At 35.1% G+C, this 19,154-nt stretch carries 13 protein-coding genes; 7 read left to right on the forward strand and 6 right to left on the reverse strand.

Annotation, left to right across the window (positions count from 1 at the left end):
• Positions 1–230 precede the first annotated feature (230 nt).
• Positions 231–2,339, forward strand: coding sequence for an ATP-dependent DNA helicase RecG (gene recG / locus ACIDC4_RS06315; protein WP_412042237.1), 2,109 nt, complete (start codon positions 231–233; stop codon positions 2,337–2,339).
• A 309-nt stretch (positions 2,340–2,648) separates the two neighbouring features.
• On the opposite strand, the gene ACIDC4_RS06320 is transcribed toward recG, so the two are convergent.
• The 3 genes from ACIDC4_RS06320 to ACIDC4_RS06330 all read right to left on the reverse strand — a co-directional run bounded on the left by ACIDC4_RS06320 (position 2,649) and on the right by ACIDC4_RS06330 (position 4,816).
• The gene (locus ACIDC4_RS06320) at positions 2,649–3,251 is read right to left on the reverse strand and encodes a PAS domain-containing protein (protein ID WP_412042238.1); all 603 of its coding nucleotides are present in this window, start codon (positions 3,249–3,251) and stop codon (positions 2,649–2,651) included.
• Positions 3,252–3,328: 77 nt separating this feature from the next.
• Entirely contained in the window at positions 3,329–4,189 is an 861-nt protein-coding gene (locus ACIDC4_RS06325) for a histidine kinase (RefSeq protein ID WP_412042239.1), read from the reverse strand.
• Positions 4,190–4,219: 30 nt separating this feature from the next.
• A complete protein-coding gene (locus ACIDC4_RS06330; protein WP_412042240.1) occupies positions 4,220–4,816 on the reverse strand; it encodes a peroxiredoxin family protein in 597 nt (198 codons plus the stop codon).
• Positions 4,817–5,377: 561 nt separating this feature from the next.
• Between ACIDC4_RS06330 and ACIDC4_RS06335 the strand changes: the two genes are divergently transcribed.
• From ACIDC4_RS06335 to ACIDC4_RS06355, 5 genes are all read left to right on the forward strand, one after another.
• The gene (locus ACIDC4_RS06335; RefSeq protein WP_412042241.1) at positions 5,378–6,439 is read left to right on the forward strand and encodes an efflux RND transporter periplasmic adaptor subunit; all 1,062 of its coding nucleotides are present in this window, start codon (positions 5,378–5,380) and stop codon (positions 6,437–6,439) included.
• Between the two features lie 129 nt (positions 6,440–6,568).
• The gene (locus ACIDC4_RS06340) at positions 6,569–9,667 is read left to right on the forward strand and encodes an efflux RND transporter permease subunit (RefSeq protein WP_412042242.1); all 3,099 of its coding nucleotides are present in this window, start codon (positions 6,569–6,571) and stop codon (positions 9,665–9,667) included.
• Between the two features lie 75 nt (positions 9,668–9,742).
• Positions 9,743–11,053 (forward strand): TolC family protein, encoded by a 1,311-nt coding sequence (locus tag ACIDC4_RS06345; protein WP_412042243.1) that lies wholly within the window; start codon positions 9,743–9,745, stop codon positions 11,051–11,053.
• A 27-nt stretch (positions 11,054–11,080) separates the two neighbouring features.
• On the forward strand, positions 11,081–11,944 hold the full coding sequence (locus ACIDC4_RS06350) for a bestrophin family protein (RefSeq protein WP_412042244.1): 864 nt from the start codon (positions 11,081–11,083) through the stop codon (positions 11,942–11,944).
• A 72-nt stretch (positions 11,945–12,016) separates the two neighbouring features.
• Positions 12,017–12,940 carry an AraC family transcriptional regulator gene (locus ACIDC4_RS06355; RefSeq protein ID WP_412042245.1) on the forward strand — a complete coding sequence of 308 codons (924 nt, stop codon included), beginning with the start codon at positions 12,017–12,019 and terminating at the stop codon, positions 12,938–12,940.
• 412 nt (positions 12,941–13,352) lie between these two features.
• Here ACIDC4_RS06355 and ACIDC4_RS06360 read toward each other — a convergent pair whose 3' ends face one another.
• The 3 genes from ACIDC4_RS06360 to ACIDC4_RS06370 form a co-directional block, all read right to left on the reverse strand.
• The gene (locus ACIDC4_RS06360) at positions 13,353–13,727 is read right to left on the reverse strand and encodes a DUF779 domain-containing protein (protein ID WP_412042246.1); all 375 of its coding nucleotides are present in this window, start codon (positions 13,725–13,727) and stop codon (positions 13,353–13,355) included.
• A 58-nt stretch (positions 13,728–13,785) separates the two neighbouring features.
• The gene (adhP, locus tag ACIDC4_RS06365) at positions 13,786–14,820 is read right to left on the reverse strand and encodes an alcohol dehydrogenase AdhP (RefSeq protein WP_412042247.1); all 1,035 of its coding nucleotides are present in this window, start codon (positions 14,818–14,820) and stop codon (positions 13,786–13,788) included.
• A gap of 62 nt (positions 14,821–14,882) precedes the next feature.
• The gene (locus tag ACIDC4_RS06370) at positions 14,883–16,388 is read right to left on the reverse strand and encodes an aldehyde dehydrogenase family protein (protein ID WP_412042248.1); all 1,506 of its coding nucleotides are present in this window, start codon (positions 16,386–16,388) and stop codon (positions 14,883–14,885) included.
• A 275-nt stretch (positions 16,389–16,663) separates the two neighbouring features.
• Between ACIDC4_RS06370 and pheT the strand changes: the two genes are divergently transcribed.
• Positions 16,664–19,084 carry a phenylalanine--tRNA ligase subunit beta gene (pheT, locus tag ACIDC4_RS06375; protein WP_412042249.1) on the forward strand — a complete coding sequence of 807 codons (2,421 nt, stop codon included), beginning with the start codon at positions 16,664–16,666 and terminating at the stop codon, positions 19,082–19,084.
• Positions 19,085–19,154 lie beyond the last annotated feature (70 nt).

Raw genomic sequence — 19,154 nt, forward strand, 5'->3', positions numbered from 1 at the left:
TTTGATGAAACAATAATACTCCTTTTTTTAAACTTATAGCTTTTTTCTGATTTAAATCACAGAAAATAATCTATTTTTAATTTTCCCAACAAAAAACTATCTTCGCTTTTCTGAAAGAAAGAGAAAAGAATAAAGAAAATAGAATATAGACAAAAGTCTTAACTCTATTTTCTTTATTCTTTATTCTATTTTCTAAAACCTAAAGATCTAAAATCTAAGCAGTCTAAAAAATGTCTAATAATCTCCTTGAAACCCCAATCGAATACTTAAAAGGTGTTGGCCCAAGTCGTGGCCAATTGCTTCGTAAGGAATTGGGTATTCATAAATACAGGGATTTAGTCAATTTTTTTCCCAACAGATATATTGACAGAACACGTTATTATAAGATTAACGAACTACAGAATACAGGTGCCGAAGTTCAAATTATTGGTAAAATCATCAATATAAAAACAGTCGAATTTGCTAAAAACAAAAAAAGATTGGTTGCCACTTTCGTGGATGATACAGGGCAAATTGACCTGAATTGGTTTCAGGGACACAAATGGATTCGGGAGAGTTTAAAACTGAATGAAGTTTGTGTAATTTTTGGTAAATGTTCGCTTTACGGAAGTCAGTTTAGTATGGCGCATCCGGAAATTGAATTGTTGAGCGAACACGAAAAAAGCCTTCGCTCTGCCATGCAGCCTGTTTATCCTTCGACTGAAACCCTGACCAATAGAGGAATTTCTAATAGAACGATCAATAAAATGATGGAGCAATTGTTTCTTGAAACTCAGGCTTTGTTTACAGAAACTTTCCCACCTTATCTAATCGAAGAATTAAAACTAATCTCGAAAAGAGCCGCTTTATTCAACATACATTTTCCTAAGAGCACTGACGCTTTGGCGAAAGCCCAATTTCGATTGAAATTTGAAGAACTTTTCTTTATTCAGTTGCAATTGATCACCAAAAACCTGATTAGGAAACACAAAATAAAAGGACATCCGTTTACAAAAGTAGGCGAACTTTTTAATGATTTTTACCAGAATCATTTACCGTTTCAGCTTACCAATGCTCAAAAAAGAGTGGTAAAAGAAATTCGTTCAGACATGGGAAGTAATGCCCAAATGAATCGATTGCTGCAAGGAGATGTAGGTTCAGGAAAAACCATTGTGGCTTTTTTGAGTATGCTTTTGGCTATCGACAACGGTTTTCAGGCTTGCTTGATGGCGCCAACAGAAATCCTAGCCAATCAGCATTTTATTGGATTGTCTGATTTGGCTCAAACCTTAAATCTTAACATCAAAATATTAACGGGTTCGACTAAAATAGCCGCTAGAAGAGTTATTCATGAAGAACTGGAAAACGGAAGTTTACACATTATAATTGGTACGCATGCTTTGCTTGAAGATAAGGTGAAATTCCAAAATTTAGGTTTGGCAGTTATTGATGAGCAGCATCGTTTTGGCGTGGAACAGAGATCAAAATTGTGGAAGAAAAACGATATTCCGCCACATGTTTTGGTGATGACCGCCACTCCTATTCCGAGAACTTTGGCGATGAGTTTGTACGGAGATCTCGATATTTCAGTCATTGATGAATTGCCTCCCGGCAGAAAACCAATTCAAACCGTACATCGTTTTGATAGTAACCGACTGAAAGTATGGAAATTCCTGAGAGACGAAATCGCGCTTGGAAGACAAATTTATATTGTTTACCCGCTAATTCAGGAATCCGAAAAAATGGATTACAAGGATTTAATGGATGGTTACGAAAGTATATCACGTGATTTCCCGTTGCCACAATATTCGATTTCTATCTTACACGGAAAAATGAAACCGGCTGATAAAGATGCCGAAATGAAACGTTTCTCTGAAGGAAAAACCAATATCATGGTCGCAACAACCGTAATTGAAGTTGGTGTAAATGTACCTAACGCAAGTGTTATGATTATCGAAAGTGCCGAACGTTTTGGATTGTCGCAATTGCACCAATTACGTGGCCGCGTAGGTCGTGGTGCCGAACAAAGTTATTGCATCCTGATGACAAGCCACAAGTTAAGTGACGATAGTAAAACCCGAATGCAAACCATGGTACAAACCAATGATGGTTTCGAAATTGCCGAAGTAGATCTTAAACTACGCGGCCCGGGAGATTTAATGGGAACACAACAAAGCGGTGTTTTAAATCTTCAAATTGCTGATATTGTGCGCGACAGAGATATTTTAGGCTTAGCCAGAAACTACGCCATGAAAATCCTAAAAGAAGACGGTCCTTTACAAAAACCGGAACATGCCGTTTTGAAAGCCGTTTTTATAGAGCTGACTAAAAAGAAGAATATTTGGAATTATATTAGTTAGGAAAGGAACTGAGGTTCTGAGGTGCTAAGATTCTGAGGTTTTTTTTTTAAGGTTCAAAGTGGCAGAGGGACAAAGGAACAAAGTTGCTAAGATACTGAGTTTAAAAAAGTATAAAGGTTTGGAAGTTGGTCGCGAGGATTCAGCATAAAAAATTGGAATTTCTTAAAAATCTTAGAACCTTAAAAAAAAGCTTCACTGCATTACATCTAAAAATTTAATAACTTTTTCCAGGTGATTTAGATTTGTTGGGGGACAAATTTTAAGATTAAAATTTAGTTCACACAATGAAGCATATCTTTTTTACATTCTCTATTTTTTAGAAGGCGTTTTCTTTTCGAATAAACCGCTAAAGAGTCCTTTGCTTATTTTATTTTTATCGTCTTTTCCTGTAGCAATCAGATGATCAACATATTCCATATAAGTCTTTTTGCGTTCTTCCAGAAAGCCAATTAAATAATCTTCTGATGCGCCAAGACCACTTACTTCTTCGATATGAAGTAGTTTTTTATATAAAGGTTCTATAAATTTAACGATGATATTATCCGGGACAGATTTTCTGGTTCCGAAATAACCTGCAATTTCTCCGTCACCATCCGCAATGATTTTAAAATCAGTAACTACCCAATAATACCTTCCTGTTTTTGACATGTTTTTTATAACAACATGAATGTTTTCGCTCGATTTTATGCTGTCCCATAAGAATTTGAAAATTACTTTTGGCATATCAGGATGGCGTATCACATTATGAGGCTGGCCGATAAGCTCATGCTCATCATAACCCGACACATCTATAAAAGCTTCATTTGCATATAAAATAGTTCCTTTTGTATCTGTTTTACTTAATAATACTTTAGTTTTATTCCAATCGACTTCTCTGTCTGATGGAGTCGGGCGAGTAATTCTGGTATCCATAAATTTTGTATTTTAAATTAATTTTGCCTGTAAACTTTGGCCTGTAAAGTATATTCTAATTAAGTTTTCTACATCCATCAACTTTGACCTCTGCTGCTAGTCGATTTAACATGAATGTCGTTCACCAAATCGTCAATTTTTTTCGCACTTTCTCTCATCATTTCGAGATAACTCAAAAGTTTATCATTATCAGTATGTCCTTTTGAAACATCAATAAGTTTTAAAACCGAATTTACAGGCAACTTTAGATCAAGAGTAGTTCTGTGAATAAAATCATTATAGTCTTTAGTGGCGCTCATCGAACTGTATTTTGCTGATGCTAATTTGATATTTTCCAATTCATATTCATCAGAAATTTTCGAAATATGGTTTTGGCTATGTTCCTTAAAATAATACGCCCAATATCCGTTCATAAAGAAAACAACCGCTGCTAAAACGACATGAATAATAAAGGTTTCAAGATCAAAGTTTACCTGAGAAAAATAAAGCTGTAATCCTTTTGGATCTGTATATACATAGTTTTGCATGTATGCCAAAGCTCCGTGATGCAAGACTACTAAAAGTGTAAGCGGTATCTGCAGTTTCCAGTTTTGATAGATAATCAAAATCGTACTCGCAATAAAAACCGTAAAATGCATCTCGAATAATCCGTGCATCTGGTAGATATACTGCGCCATAAAAATAGCCAGAACAACTGCTAAAACGTATTGATAAAAATTAGAATTCTTAATCAAAAATTTGGCCGAATAGTACAATAAAAGATTCAAAGTCCCTACTCCCACTCCAATTTCAAAAGTGTCGTATTTAAAGGCTAAGGCAATTCCCAGAAGGAAATAAATAGCAAGGACATAATTGATAATCGTATCTGATTTTTGTGTCATTGTCGACATAAAATTGTGCAGATAATCACGTTCATTCAAACTGGCTTTTGTTTTCATAAATTAAAGAAATTAGGTTAAGAAATAGATTTATTTAGTGCATTTTGGTAGCGAACATCCATAGGCTCTCAGAGCCAAAGCATCAAACGAAGGGGACTTGGTTTGTTTTAATAAAGCATCAATTGCCATTTGCGCATAATTACTATCAGCATTGGTACAATATCTTGTTTTGTTGTAGTTTCCGCGGTAATATAATTTTCTTGAACCATCTAAAAGCACGGCCTGAGGCGTTGAGAAAACACCACAGTTTTTTGCTATATTTTCATCAAAGTAAACCGGAATTTTGGCATCAAATTTTTTCTGAATCTCTTTTATTGTAAAGTCTTTTTGCTTGTTGAGCACTACAATTTTAAAATTAATCTGATCTCCGTATTTTTTAATAAGGCCGCTTACGTGAGGAATATTAAAGCGGGAACAAGGACAATCCGGATTGAAAAAGTGAAGAAAAATTGGCCTCGTGTCTGTAACACAACATTTAAGTTCTATTTTACTTCCCATGGCTATCTCATGATAGTTTTTAGGAACTGGTGTTGGTAAACTGTATTTGAATTCGTTTTGCCAGAATAAAACAGAAATAGCAGCGCATAATAATAACATCCATAAGCCAACAAGTAATTTTCTTAGCATAAAAGGCAGTTTTTTGGGTTACAAACAAAAAAGTTTAAACGATTGTTAAATAATTTATTTTAATATGAAATAATTTTAACTTAAAAACAAATAAAAAACCTACACATTTAACCGCTTAATCACCAAAAACATTACTATTCTCACAAAAAAATTATCATTTTGTTTAAGCATATCAATGTTACGAATAAAATCGATAAACTGCAAAAAAAATCAGACAAAATACTAACAAATGTTAAAACGCCTGCTTTTACTTACTTTAAGTAAAACTTTTAAGAAGGAAAACTTAAGTTGGATAACACAAAAAGCATCTTTTAATGTCTAAGAAAGACCTAAACATTAAAAAAAATGTCAATAATTAAAAATAAAATCAAATAGAATTAAACCTTTTAGCACGGAGCTTATCTAATTACAAAAAAGCCACAAAAAAAGCTGTTAAAAAACGTATAAAATTAATATTAACCAAGTGTTAAATAAAACCCAACATCTTTAGTTTTCGTTTCAAAAAGTTAAATTTGCAGGCTTACTAAAAACACATACCCAAAAAACATTTACCTCAATTTTATGAAAGTAAAAAACCTTATTTATGCCCTGCTGATTATATGCATCGGAGGCTTTATAACCTACAGAATAGTTTCTAACAAAAAGAAAAACGAAGAGTCAAAAAATTTTGGCGACAAAGACAAGCCTACAACAGTAACAGGAATTGTAGTAAAAACTGCTACTTTCGATAATAACTTATCACTTTCAGGATCGATTGAGGCAAATGAACAAATAGAAATTCATAGTGAAGTTTCGGGAATTGTTGAAGGGATTTATTTTACTGAGGGTAGTTTCGTAAATAAAGGTCAGGTTCTGTTTAAGGTAAATGATATTGAACTTAAAGCACAATTAAGACAGGCTGTAACCAAAGAAGGTCTGGCTGGTGAAAACGAAAGAAGAGCAAAATTACTGCTTCAGAAAGAGGCTATTAGTCAGGAAGAATTTGATGTTGCCAATGCTGATTATGCTTCGATGAAAGCACAAACGCAATTAATAAGAGCACAAATTGCAAAAACGGCTGTAAAAGCACCTTTCTCAGGTAAAATTGGTTTGCGCTCTATATCACCGGGAACTTATATTACGCCAACCGTTTTGGTGGCCAAATTAGTGAATACAGGAAAATTAAAAATTACATTTTCTGTTCCAGAAAAATATGCTTCGCAAATAAAGTCGGGTTCAACAATCGATTTTTCGGTTTCAGGATCAGATAAAGTGTATAATGCAAAGATTTATGCGATTGAACCGGAAGTTGAAGTAGCAACACGTACCTTAAAAATTCGCGCTATTGCAGATAATATCGACGGAAAACTTTTTCCTGGAACTTTTGCAGATGTAAAACTACCTTTAAACATTATTAAAGATGCGATAGTGGTGCCTTCAGAAGCGATTGTACCTGTTCAGAGTGGTAAAAAAGTGTACGTAGCTAATATGGGAAAAGCCAAAGAAGTGATGGTTGACGCTACTACAAGAACCGATTCTTCGATTTTGATTTTATCAGGATTAAAAGCCGGAGATACCTTGATTACCAGTGGCGTAATGTCATTAAAAAATGAGGCTCCTATAAAAGTTAAAGTAAAAAAATAATTTTAAGTTAAGAGTTATGGGTTATGAGTTAGATCTGAGTTGTAGGTTTTAAGCATCAAGTCTTATTTCTATTTTCTTTATTCTATTTTCTAAAATCTAAAATCTGAACTCTAAAATCCAAAATCTCACATGAGTTTATCTACTACTAGTATAAAAAGACCTGTTTTAACCATTGTACTGAATCTTTTGATTATTTTATTCGGTTTCATTGGTTATACGTTTTTGGGTGTTCGCGAATTTCCTTCGATCGACCCTGCACAGGTTTCCATTAGAACCAATTATACAGGAGCCAATTCTGATATTATAGAATCACAAATTACAGAACCTCTTGAAAAAGCCGTAAATGCAATTGACGGGATTCGAAACATCACATCATCCAGTAATCAGGGAAGCAGTAATATTACTATCGAATTTAATCTGGATAAAAATCTTGAAGAAGCCGCAAATGATGTTCGTGACAAGGTTTCGCAAGCTGTTCGAAGCCTGCCTCAGGATATTGATGCGCCGCCGGTAGTTTCTAAAGCCGATGCTGATAGTGAATCTATTATTTCGATGACGGTACAAAGTGACAGCAGAAGTTCTTTGGAATTAAGTGATTATGCAGAAAATGTTATTTCGCAGCGTTTAGAAACGATTCCCGGAGTAAGTGGTGTTCAAATTTGGGGACAAAAACGTTACGCCATGCGTTTGTGGATTGATCCGATAAAATTAAACGCTTATAACTGTACGGTTTCTGATGTTCGAAATGCCTTAAACGCACAAAACGTAGAATTACCTTCGGGAAAATTAACCGGAAACAATACAGAATTAACCGTAAAGACCATTGGAAATCTTTCGAAACCGGAAGAATTTAATGATATTATCATTCGAACAGACGGAGATAAAATTGTTCGTTTGAGTGATGTTGGCGGTGCTGAACTAGGACCTGAAAATATTGAAACATCTTTAACATCCTCAGGACTTCCAATGATTGGTATGGCCATTGTACCAATGCCGGGAGCCAATTATCTGGATATTTCGAAAGAATTTTACAAAAAATATGATGCTTTAAAAAAGGATCTTCCAAAGGATATTAAACTAAATATCGCGCTTGACAATACCCTTTTCGTAAAAAAGTCGGTACATGAAGTAGCCGAAACTTTAGGTATTTCGATTATTCTGGTAATCATCATTATCTATTTGTTTTTTAGGGATTGGGCGATTGCGTTCAGACCTTTAATTGATATTCCGGTATCTTTAATTGCTACGTTTTTTATTATGTGGCTTTTTGGATTCTCAATCAACGTATTAACTTTATTGGCCATTGTATTGGCAACCGGTCTGGTGGTGGATGACGGAATTGTAGTAACCGAAAATATCTTCAAAAAAGTCGAAGAAGGAATGTCGCCTATCGAAGCAGCTATAAAAGGTTCTAACGAAATTTTCTATGCTGTAATCTCGATTTCCGTTACACTTGCTGCGGTATTCTTGCCTGTAATTTTCTTAGAAGGTTTCGTAGGCCGACTCTTTCGGGAATTTGGGGTCGTCATTGGAGCCGCGGTTTTAATTTCAGCTTTCGTATCGTTGACTTTAACGCCAATGCTGAATGCTTATTTAATGAAAGGCGGAGAACAGAAAAAATCGAAATTCTACATAAAAACCGAACCATTTTTTGAAAAATTAAATAGTGGATATGCAGCTTCATTAGGCCGATTCATGGAAAAAAAATGGATCTCCTTCCCTATTCTTATTGCTTGTTTTGGATTGATTTATTTATTTTTCACCATACTCCCAAAAGAAACTGCACCTTATGATGACCGTAGTTCTGTAACGATGCGTATGACAACTCCGGAAGGTTCTTCTTATGATTATACCAACCGTTTCATGCAGGAAATGTCAAGATTGGTGGATGATTCTATCCCGGAGAAAAAAGTAAGTTTAGTTATTACCGCTGGAGGTTCAGGAGGTTCTGCAACAAATTCAGGTTTTATCAGACTTTCACTAAAAGAACCAAACGAAAGAACCAAATCTCAAAAAGATATTGCGGATCAGTTAACCAAATGGACTAAAAAATATCCGGACGCTAAGACATCTGTAATTCAGCAGCCTACCATTGCCGTAAACCGACGTGGTGGACTTCCGATTCAGTACATTATTCAGGCTCCAAATTTTGAAAAACTAAGAGAAAAAATTCCACTTTTCATGAGTGAAGTGGGTAAAAGTGATGTTTTCTCGACTTCAGATGTCAATTTAAAATTTAATAAACCTGAAATCAACGTAAGTATCGATCGCGAAAAAGCCGAGAGTTTAGGAATATCAATTATGGATATCGCTCAGACTTTGCAGCTTTCTTTAAGCGGACAACGTTTTGGATATTTCATTAAGAACGGAAAACAATATCAGGTAATTGGTCAGTTTGATCAAAAAGACCGTTCGAAACCATTAGATTTAACATCGATGTTTGTGAGAAACAAATCCGGTCAGTTGATTCAGATGGATAATGTCGTAAAGGTCGAAGAGCAAAGTAACCCGCCTCAATTGTATCATAATAACAGATACATGTCAGCAACGGTTTCTGCAGGTTTGGCGCCGGGCAAAAGTATCAGCGATGGTATTGAAGAAATGGATCGAATTAAAGCTAAAGTTTTAGATCAGAGTTTTACCACTGATTTAAGTGGAGAATCGCGAGATTTTGTCGAAAGTAGTTCAAATACTTCTTTTGCCTTTGGATTGGCTTTGTTATTAATCTTTTTGATTCTTGCCGCACAATTCGAGAGTTTTATCGATCCGTTGATTATTATTCTGACCGTGCCAATGGCCGTTGCAGGAGCTTTATTCTCCTTATGGCTATTCAATCAAACCTGGAATATTTTCAGTCAGATTGGTACCGTAATGCTTATTGGTCTGGTAACTAAAAATGGTATTTTGATTGTAGAGTTTGCCAATCAGCTGCGAGAACAGGGAAAACCAAAAATGGAAGCGATTCTTGAAGCATCAGAAGCACGTTTACGCCCAATTTTAATGACGAGTTTAGCCATTGCCTTAGGAGCATTACCAATTGCAATGTCACTTGGAGCGGCATCTACGAGTAGAATCGGGATGGGAGTTGTGATCGTGGGGGGAACTATTTTCTCATTAGCATTGACACTTTTTGTAATTCCTGCTATTTATTTGATGTGGTCTAAAGCCAGAAAACATTATCCGGAATTTGATCATATCGAAGAATACGAAAGAGAGAGCCATAAATAGATATTAAAATTTGAAATAATATAGAAGCTGTGAATTTCGTTTTTAAAGTGTCATTCGCAGCTAACCATTCATCATATGAAAACTAAAATAACATTAATAAGTCTCGTTTTATTTTTGTTTTGTGTAGCAAAAAGCAGCGCACAGGAAATCCTGACTATCGAAGACGCTATGAAAATAGCTTTAGAAAATAACTTCGAAATTAAGATTGCTAAAAATAATTCAACAATAAGCGAAACCAACGTAACTGTTGGAAATGCTGGTATTCTGCCAACTGCAACAGCTAATATTGTAGACAATAACAACGTTACAAACTCAACACAGGTACGTCAGGACGGAACATCAACTACATTAAATAATGCCAAAAACAACAGTTTAACGTATGGAGTTAGTTTAGGCTGGACTGTTTTTGACGGAATGAGAATGTTTGCCCGATACGATCAGTTAAAAGAGCTTCAAAAATTAGGCGATGCCGAACTAAAAAGAACGGTTTTAATGAAAATTGGTCAGGTAAATTCTGCTTATTATGATTTGGTACAACAACAACATCAGTTATCAGCTTTAGATACTACAATTGTAATTTCTAAACAAAGAGTTCAATTAGCACAAAACCGTTTCACCATTGGTAAAGCTTCAAAATTAGAAGTTTTAAATGCGCAGGTCGATTTAAACACAGATCAGGTTGCTTTATTAAGACAAAAAGAATCGTATAAAAATGCCAAGATTTTACTGAATCAGTATTTGGCACGTGATCCACAAATCGATTTTACAGTAACGGATTTGGTTACTGTAGATAACAAACTGGTTTTGATAGACTTAATGGATCTGGCAAAAAAACAAAATCCGGCTTTAGAAGCGCAGGTTATCAATAAACGAATTGCAGAATTACAACTAAAACAAGTAAAAGCAAGCCGATATCCAACTATAAATTTAACTTCTGGTTATAATTTTTCTGAAAGCCAGTCGAGTTTAGGATTTACAAGCGAAAACTCTTCAAAAGGTTTTAATTATGGTTTTAATGCTTCGCTGAATCTTTTTGATGGATTGAATCAGCATAGGAATGAAAAAGTTGCCAAATTGCAAATTGAAAACTCTCAAATTGCTATTGAGCAACAAAGCTTGATTTTGAATACACAATTGAGCACGGCTTTTCAAACCTATTTAACCAATTTAGAATTAATTGATCTTGAAGAAGATAATCAGGCAATCGCCAAACAAAATTTAGACATTACGCTTGATAAATTTAGAATTGGAACCATTACGACTCTTGATTTTAGAACAGCTCAATTGAATTATGTGAATGCAAAAGTACGCTACAGCAACGCACAATATGAGGCTAAATTATCTGAAATTGCACTGAAAGAATTAGCAGGAAATATTAATTTTTAGATTAAATTTGTTTCAAAACAAATTTAAATGATCTCATATAATACCAAGGACTGGTTTACTTTTATTTTCCACGTTCATAAATCAGATACAGTAAGAAAACTGTTTCCGATAATGATTGCTATCGGAATTTATTCTTCTATAATTGGATATCTTGAAATCGCCTATTTTAAAGTAGGCAAAAACGATTACATCCATAACATTCCCATCATGCACGGAATGTTAGGTTTTGTAATTTCGTTATTACTTGTTTTTAGAACCAATACTGCTTACGATCGTTGGTGGGAAGGACGAAAATTATGGGGAGGCCTCGTAAACAATAGCCGTAATCTGGCTATTAAGCTTTCGGCAATGCTGAAAGATGAAAATGATCGAAAATTCTTCAGAAAATTCATTCCCACTTATGCTTCTATTTTGCACAGGCATCTTCATGATTCTGAGACCAGTAAACAGCTATTTGATGATGTAGATTTAGAAATTGATCATCATAAACACAAACCGAATCAGGTAAAAAGAATGATGTTTCATAAGATCAATGATTTGTATGATTCTAAAAAAATTACCGGAGATCAGCTTATTATTTTAAACGAAGAATTACAATCTTTTACAGATATCTGCGGTGCCTGCGAAAGAATTAAAAATACCCCAATTCCCTATTCCTACAGTGCTTTTATAAAGAAATTCATTTTCTTTTATACCATGACATTGCCTTTTGGTTACTCGATTAGCCTGGGGTATTTTGTTGCTCCGGTTGTTGTTTTTATTTTTTATGTACTGGCGAGTTTAGAGCTTATTGCAGAGGAAATTGAAGATCCGTTTGGTGATGATGAAAATGATTTGCCAACCAAAAAAATTGCAGAGAATATTAAAAAACATGTAGAAGAACTGATTTAATTAAACGTTAAATCTCCGGTTGCTATTCATATTTTTATTAAATTTAAAGTCTTACTTAAAAATTTAATCACAATGAATAACCAACGTGCTTTAATAAATCCTCCGCATCTGTCAAATGAAAAATCATTAAAAACACTTGTTGAGAACAGGACTGTTTATACACTTAATCATTGTGAACTCAATATTTTTGAAACCTACGAATCTGCAAAATCAGTGCCACTAAAATTTAACGATTTTGCGGTGACCAGCATGTTGAGAGGAAAAAAGATAATGTATCTTTTTGATGAACCCGGATTTGATTATCTGCCCGGAGAAACAGTTGTAATTCCTCCAAATGTTGAAATGAAGATCGATTTTCCTGAAGCATCAAGAAAAAATCCAACGCAATGTCTGGCACTGGCAATCGACCAATCTAAGATAAACGATACCTTAAATTTTCTGAACCAACATTATCCTAAAGAAGGCAGCGATTGTTATTGGCAATTAAATCATCAAAACTACTTTTTTTATAACAACATAGATCTTGCCATTACAACCAATAAATTGATCAAAGAATGCATGGGCACTTCTATGACAAAAGATGCTTTGGCCGACTTGACTTTACAGGAATTGATAATTAGAATTATACAAACACAAACTGCAAAATCAATCGATCAGGGAGTTTCTGTTTCTTCAAACAATCCAATTTTTGAAGTTACGGAGTTTATAAGGCTTAATTTAAAAGAAAATATAAATCTGAAAAGCCTAAGCGAAAAAGCTTGTATGAGTACAGCTTCTTTTTATCGCTTTTTCAAACGGGAATTAGGCATGAGCCCGATTGAATATGTTTTGAATGAAAAAATAAAGCACGCCAAGAAACTACTAAAAAATCCCGGCATCCAGATTAACGAAGTTTGTTATTTATCAGGTTTTGAAGATGCCAATTACTTTATTCGGTTGTTTAAAAAACACGAGGGAATCACGCCTAAGCAGTATCAGTTGTTGTATGTTAATTGAAAGCGGCTAAGATTCTAAGATGCTAAGGTTCTGAGTTTTTTTTTTAAAGTTGCAAAGGTTCAGAGAGACAAGGGGACAAAGTTTTTTTTAAAAAAGTTGCAAAGGTTCAGAGGAACAAAGGAACAAAGTTTTTTTTTGAATGTTTATTCTGTAATATTTATTTCTCAACCTTTATAAATCAACCTTTATAAATCAACCTTTATGAACACAACGTTTATAAAAACACAACGTTTATTGTAGAGACGCACAGCAGTGCGTCTACGCTCCTATTTTCCATACCAATTTTACATGCAATGCGTTAGACGCACTGCTGTGCGTCTACTACGGTCAATCTTTGTGCATCAAAACCTTTGAACCTTTGTTCCTTTGCTCCTTTGTTCCTTTGAACCTTAGAACCTTAGCAACTTAGAACCTATTCAATAAAACGAAACGGTTCCAAATTTTTCTCCTCTTCTTCGGTAAAAATTCGGTATTCGATTTGGAATGTTTTCTTTAAAGGCGTTTCTAGCGAAAAACCGCCAACTCCAAAAGCGTCGATCACTTTTAGCGTAAAATGCGCGTGTTTCCAATATTCGAATAAATCCTTATCTACCCAAAATTCTGTATCTTCGATAGTTCCTATACAAACATCTCCCATTCGCTGATAATATCCGCCTTTTTCAAAACATTGAGGCTGCGTTCCTTCACAACAACCTCCAGCCTGATAAAACATCAAATCACCGTGTTTTTCTTTTAGAATATTGATCAGTTCAATAGCTTTATCTGTAGCATCTATTCTTTTTATCATGGCTTTTTATATTAAAAAAAGCAACAAACTTATTTCGTTTGTTGCTTTCATGATTAATTTAAGGTTTTGCAATCTCAAGAACTACCCTTCCTTCTATCTGACCTTTTTTCATTTTATCAAAAACGTCATTAACATCTTCTAATTTTGCGGGAGTAATTGTTGCTTTTACTTTTCCTTCTGTGGCAAATTCTATTGCCTCTTTCATATCCTTACGTGTACCTACAATCGAGCCGCGAATTGTTATCCTGTTTAAAACAGTATCAAAAATTGATAAATCAAAATTTCCCGGAGGAAGTCCGTTGAGTGCCATTGTACCTTTTCGTCTTAATGTTTCAAGACCTTGCTTGAAAGCTATAGGCGAAACGGCTGTAACCAATGCCCCATGCATTCCACCAACTTCTTTTTTCAAGAATTCTCCAGGATTTTGATTTTTTGCGTTTACTACTAAATCTGCTCCAAGTTTTTTAGCCAGATCAAGCTTGTCATCTGCAACGTCAATTGCAGCAACATGCATTCCCATTGCTTTGGCGTATTGTACGGCAACGTGTCCCAGTCCGCCAATTCCTGAAATGGCTACCCATTCTCCAGGTTTTACTTCAGTTTCCTTAAGACCTTTGTATACGGTTACTCCGGCACAAAGTATGGGTGCCATTTCCATAAAATTCACATTCGATGGTAAGAGACCAACATATCTTGCATCGGCAATTACGTACTCGGCAAATCCACCGTCTACACTATAACCTCCATTTTGCTGGCTGTCGCATAAAGTTTCCCAGCCTGTAATACACTGGTCACATCCTCCACAGGCACTGTAAAGCCATGGCACACCAACGGCATCACCTTCTTTTACGTTTTTTACATCCTGACCAACGGCTACAACATATCCTACGGCTTCGTGCCCAGGAATTAACGGCATTTTTGGCTTTACGGGCCAGTCTCCTTCTACTGCGTGTAAATCAGTATGACAAACGCCACTCGCAATCACCTTTACAAGGATTTCGTTTTTACCCGGGCGTTTTACTTCAACTTCTTCAATTTTCAAAAGAGAACCAAATTCTCTTACAACTGCAGCTTTCATTGTTTTTGGCAACATAGTTTATTGATTTGCAAGAGCAGTAAGTGATTTGCTTACTGCCCTTTGGTTTATACAATTCTTTAAAAGAAGCCTAATTTCTTTTTGTCATAAGAAATCAGCATATTTTTTGTCTGACGATATTGCCCCAACATCATTTTATGGTTTTCGCGACCAATTCCGGATTGTTTATAACCTCCAAAAGGCGCTCCGGCCGGATAAGAATGGTATTGATTGATCCAGACACGACCTGACTGAATCGCTCTTGGTACCTGATAAATTTCATGTGCATCACGTGTCCATACTCCGGCACCTAAACCGTACATAGTGTCATTGGCAATTTCTATAGCTTCTTCGGTAGTTTTAAAAGTGGTAACAGCGAGAACGGGTCCAAAAATTTCTTCCTGAAAAATTCTCATTTTGTTATGTCCTCTAAACAAAGTTGGCTTGATATAATAACCGCCTTCAAGATCTCCTCCTAAGTGGTTTTCATCTCCTCCTGTCAAAAGCTCTGCTCCTTCTTCTTTACCTAATTTTATATAAGACATGATTTTTTCTTTCTGAACCAATGAGGTCTGAGCACCAATCATAGTGGTCTTATCGAGCGGATTTCCAGCAATAATAGCCTCAGTTCTTTCAATTACTCTGGCGATAAACTTGTCATAAATATCTTCATGAATCAGTAATCTTGACGGACAAGTACAAATTTCGCCTTGGTTTAGAGCAAATAATACAGCACCTTCGATCGCTTTGTCGAAGAAATCATCATCGTGATCTGCTACTGACGGGAAGAAGATATTTGGAGATTTACCACCCAGTTCTAACGTTACCGGAATAATATTTTCTGTAGCATATTGCATTACTAAACGTCCCGTAGTGGTTGACCCTGTAAATGCCGCCTTAGCCACTTTTTTATTGGTAACCAACGGACGACCAAGCTCTGCACCAAAACCGTTTACAATGTTTAAAACTCCCGGAGGCAAAATATCACCTATTAATTCCATCAAAACTAAAATAGAAATCGGCGTACTTTCTGCAGGTTTCAAAACAATTGTGTTTCCTGCTGCCAGCGCCGGAGCGATTTTCCAAACAGCCATTAGAATAGGGAAATTCCACGGAATAATCTGTGCAACAACCCCTAATGGTTCACTTAAAGCAATCGAAACCGTTTGTGAATCCAATTCTGCAATAGAGCTTTCTTCGGCACGAATTACGCCTGCAAAATATCTAAAATGGTCAATTGCCAACGGAATATCTGCCGCAAGTGTTTCACGAATTGGTTTCCCGTTATCGATGGTTTCAACTGTTGCAATATATTCCAGATTGTCTTCTATCTTTTGCGCAATTTTATTTAGTAGAATGCTTCTTTCCGTAACAGAGGTTTTTCCCCATGTTTTAAACGCTTCATAAGCTGCATCAACAGCTAATTCTAAATCTTCTTTTCCTGAATGTGCTGCTTTTGTAAATACTTTTCCATCAATTGGAGAAAGAACGTCAAAATATTCTCCTTTTACCGGAGCTGTAAATTTTCCGTTGATATAATTATCATATTTTACCTTAAATTCAGGTTTTTGTGTGGCATTGTTCATAATTTGTTTTTTTTTGATTCATTCCAAATTTAGTTTCATAAATTGAAACAGAATAGCACTTTTCATTCATCTTGTAGCACAAAAATTACACATTCGTTTTTATAACTAACTTTTAATATTTAATTATCAAAATATTGGCGATAAAAATGTAAACTACTCAATAGCAATAGGTTTTATATAAAATAAAAACGACTAGAAAAAACCAAATAAATTGTTTCTTACTACCACACGCAATCCTTATATTTGTATCCTTATACAAGAATAAAAAAGTTAACATGAAAATATCTTACAACTGGTTAAAACAATTTATTAAAACAGACTGGACATCAGAACAAACTTCAGAATTACTTACAGATTTAGGTCTTGAAGTAGAAGTTGTCGAAAAATACCAATCAGTTAAAGGCGGTTTAGAAGGAGTAGTTGTAGGACACGTACTTACTTGCGAAAAGCATCCTGATGCAGATAGATTAAATATTACAACTGTAAATATTGGTTTAGAAGCTCCTATACAAATTGTTTGTGGTGCAGCGAATGTTGCAGCAGGACAAAAAGTTCCTGTAGCTACTATAGGTACAGTTTTATATGATAAAGATGGTGCTGAATTCACTATCAAAAAAGGCAAAATTCGCGGACAGGAAAGTCACGGAATGATTTGTGCCGAAGATGAACTAGGTTTAGGTACAAGCCATGACGGAATCATGATTCTGGATGAAAAATTAGTTCCGGGAACACCGGCTGCAGACGTTTTTCAGGTTGTTAATGACGAAGTATTCGAAATTGGTTTGACTCCAAATCGTGCCGATGCCATGAGCCATCTTGGAACTGCACGTGATTTAAGAGCTGGAATGCTGCAACGTGGTGTAAACGTAGAGTTGATCACGCCATCTGTGAGTAATTTTAGAGTAGACATGCGTACTTTAAAAATTGATGTTAATGTAGAAGAACCTCTTTTGGCTCCTAGATATTGCGGTGTTACCATTTCAGGAATTTCTGTTCAGGAATCTCCGGCCTGGTTACAGGATCGTTTGAAAGCTATTGGATTAACTCCAAAAAATAATATTGTCGATGTTACTAATTATGTTTTACATGAATTAGGACAGCCTTTGCATGCGTTTGATGCTGCAAAAATCAACGGAAAGATCATTGTAAAAACTCTTCCTGAAGGTACTAAATTTGTAACTTTAGACGATGTTGAAAGAACATTACATAAAGAAGATTTAATGATTTGCGACGAAAAAGGTCCGCTTTGTATTGCGGGAGTTTTTGGAGGAAAAAAATCAGGAGTGTCTGATGGTACAACCACTATATTCTTAGAAAGTGCTTATTTTGATGCTGTAAGTGTTCGTAAAACAGCAAAAAGACATCAATTGAATACGGATGCTTCTTTTAGATTCGAAAGAGGAATTGATCCAACAATTACAGAATACGCATTGAAACGTGCAGCGCTGCTAATTTTGGAAGTTGCAGGCGGAAAAATAACGTCTGATGTTGTAGAGGTTTATCCTAAAAAAATAGAAGATTTCTCTGTTTTATTGAATTTCAGCCATGTTTCTAAAATTATCGGACAGGAAATTCCAAAAGATACCATCAAAAAAATCCTGGTTTCTTTAGACATAAAAGTAAACAGCGTTTCTGATTCAGGTTTAGGGTTAACAATTCCTGCATATCGCGTAGACGTGCAACGTGAAATTGACGTGATTGAAGAGATTTTAAGAGTTTACGGATATAACAATATCAATTTCTCTAAAAAATTCAATGCCACGGTATCAAATTCGCCAAGAACAGAAGATTATAAAGTACAAAATGTAATAGCATCACAATTGAATTCTCAGGGATTTCATGAGATGATGGCCAACTCTTTGACAACAGCTGCTTATGCTAAATTATCGACTGCTTTAAAAGAAGAGCATAATGTTACGATGCTGAATCCGCTAAGTAGTGATTTGTCTACTATGCGTCAATCTTTATTGTTCTCTGGTTTAGAAGCGATTTCGTATAACATTAACAGAAAAAATTCTGATCTAAAATTATTCGAATTCGGAAAATCATACCATAAATATCTAAACGGATACGAGGAGCACAAACATTTGACTTTACTGATCTCAGGAAACAGAAATAAAGAAAGCTGGACCAATCCGCAAAAAACTACTGATTTCTTTTTATTAAAAGGATATGTAAAAGGAATCCTGGCTCGTTTAGGAATTGATAAAATTTCGAATGCTCCGGTACAATCTGATATTTTCTCAGAAGGAACCGCTATTTGCTACAACAATGACACTTTGGTAGAAATGGGTGTGGTTAAGAAATCAATCTTAAAACATTTCGGAATCAAGCAAGATGTTTATTTTGCTGATTTTAACTGGGATTTAGTGCTAAAAATAATCACTGGGAAAATCAAGTATTCTGAAATCCCTAAATATCCTGAAGTTCGCAGAGATTTAGCTTTATTGATTGATAAGAACACCACTTACGAAAGCATTTTTAACCTTGCTAAGCAAACAGAAAAGTCACTTTTGAAAGATGTTAACTTATTTGATGTTTATGAAGGCAGTAAGCTTCCTGAAGGCAAAAAATCGTATGCTTTGAGTTTCACCATTCAGGACAATACAAAAACGCTTACAGACGCTCAAATTGATAAAATCATGTCGAAACTGCAAAATACTTTTGAGACAGAGCTTGGAGCTAGTTTGAGATAAAATTAGTTATAGTAAAATATAAAATCCCAATACTGAAATTTCAGCATTGGGATTTTTTTTGTTATTGCAT

It is taken from the genome of Flavobacterium sp. C3NV (assembly GCF_046825355.2).
Lineage (GTDB): Bacteria > Bacteroidota > Bacteroidia > Flavobacteriales > Flavobacteriaceae > Flavobacterium.

Bases quoted from the DNA above. Each gene is read 5' to 3' on its own strand.
- recG (WP_412042237.1), top strand. From the start codon at position 231: ATGTCTAATAATCTCCTTGAAACCCCAATCGAATACTTAAAAGGTGTT.
- ACIDC4_RS06320 (WP_412042238.1), bottom strand. From the start codon at position 3,251: ATGGATACCAGAATTACTCGCCCGACTCCATCAGACAGAGAAGTCGAT.
- ACIDC4_RS06325 (WP_412042239.1), bottom strand. From the start codon at position 4,189: ATGAAAACAAAAGCCAGTTTGAATGAACGTGATTATCTGCACAATTTT.
- ACIDC4_RS06330 (WP_412042240.1), bottom strand. From the start codon at position 4,816: ATGCTAAGAAAATTACTTGTTGGCTTATGGATGTTATTATTATGCGCT.
- ACIDC4_RS06335 (WP_412042241.1), top strand. From the start codon at position 5,378: ATGAAAGTAAAAAACCTTATTTATGCCCTGCTGATTATATGCATCGGA.
- ACIDC4_RS06340 (WP_412042242.1), top strand. From the start codon at position 6,569: ATGAGTTTATCTACTACTAGTATAAAAAGACCTGTTTTAACCATTGTA.
- ACIDC4_RS06345 (WP_412042243.1), top strand. From the start codon at position 9,743: ATGAAAACTAAAATAACATTAATAAGTCTCGTTTTATTTTTGTTTTGT.
- ACIDC4_RS06350 (WP_412042244.1), top strand. From the start codon at position 11,081: ATGATCTCATATAATACCAAGGACTGGTTTACTTTTATTTTCCACGTT.
- ACIDC4_RS06355 (WP_412042245.1), top strand. From the start codon at position 12,017: ATGAATAACCAACGTGCTTTAATAAATCCTCCGCATCTGTCAAATGAA.
- ACIDC4_RS06360 (WP_412042246.1), bottom strand. From the start codon at position 13,727: ATGATAAAAAGAATAGATGCTACAGATAAAGCTATTGAACTGATCAAT.
- adhP (WP_412042247.1), bottom strand. From the start codon at position 14,820: ATGTTGCCAAAAACAATGAAAGCTGCAGTTGTAAGAGAATTTGGTTCT.
- ACIDC4_RS06370 (WP_412042248.1), bottom strand. From the start codon at position 16,388: ATGAACAATGCCACACAAAAACCTGAATTTAAGGTAAAATATGATAAT.
- pheT (WP_412042249.1), top strand. From the start codon at position 16,664: ATGAAAATATCTTACAACTGGTTAAAACAATTTATTAAAACAGACTGG.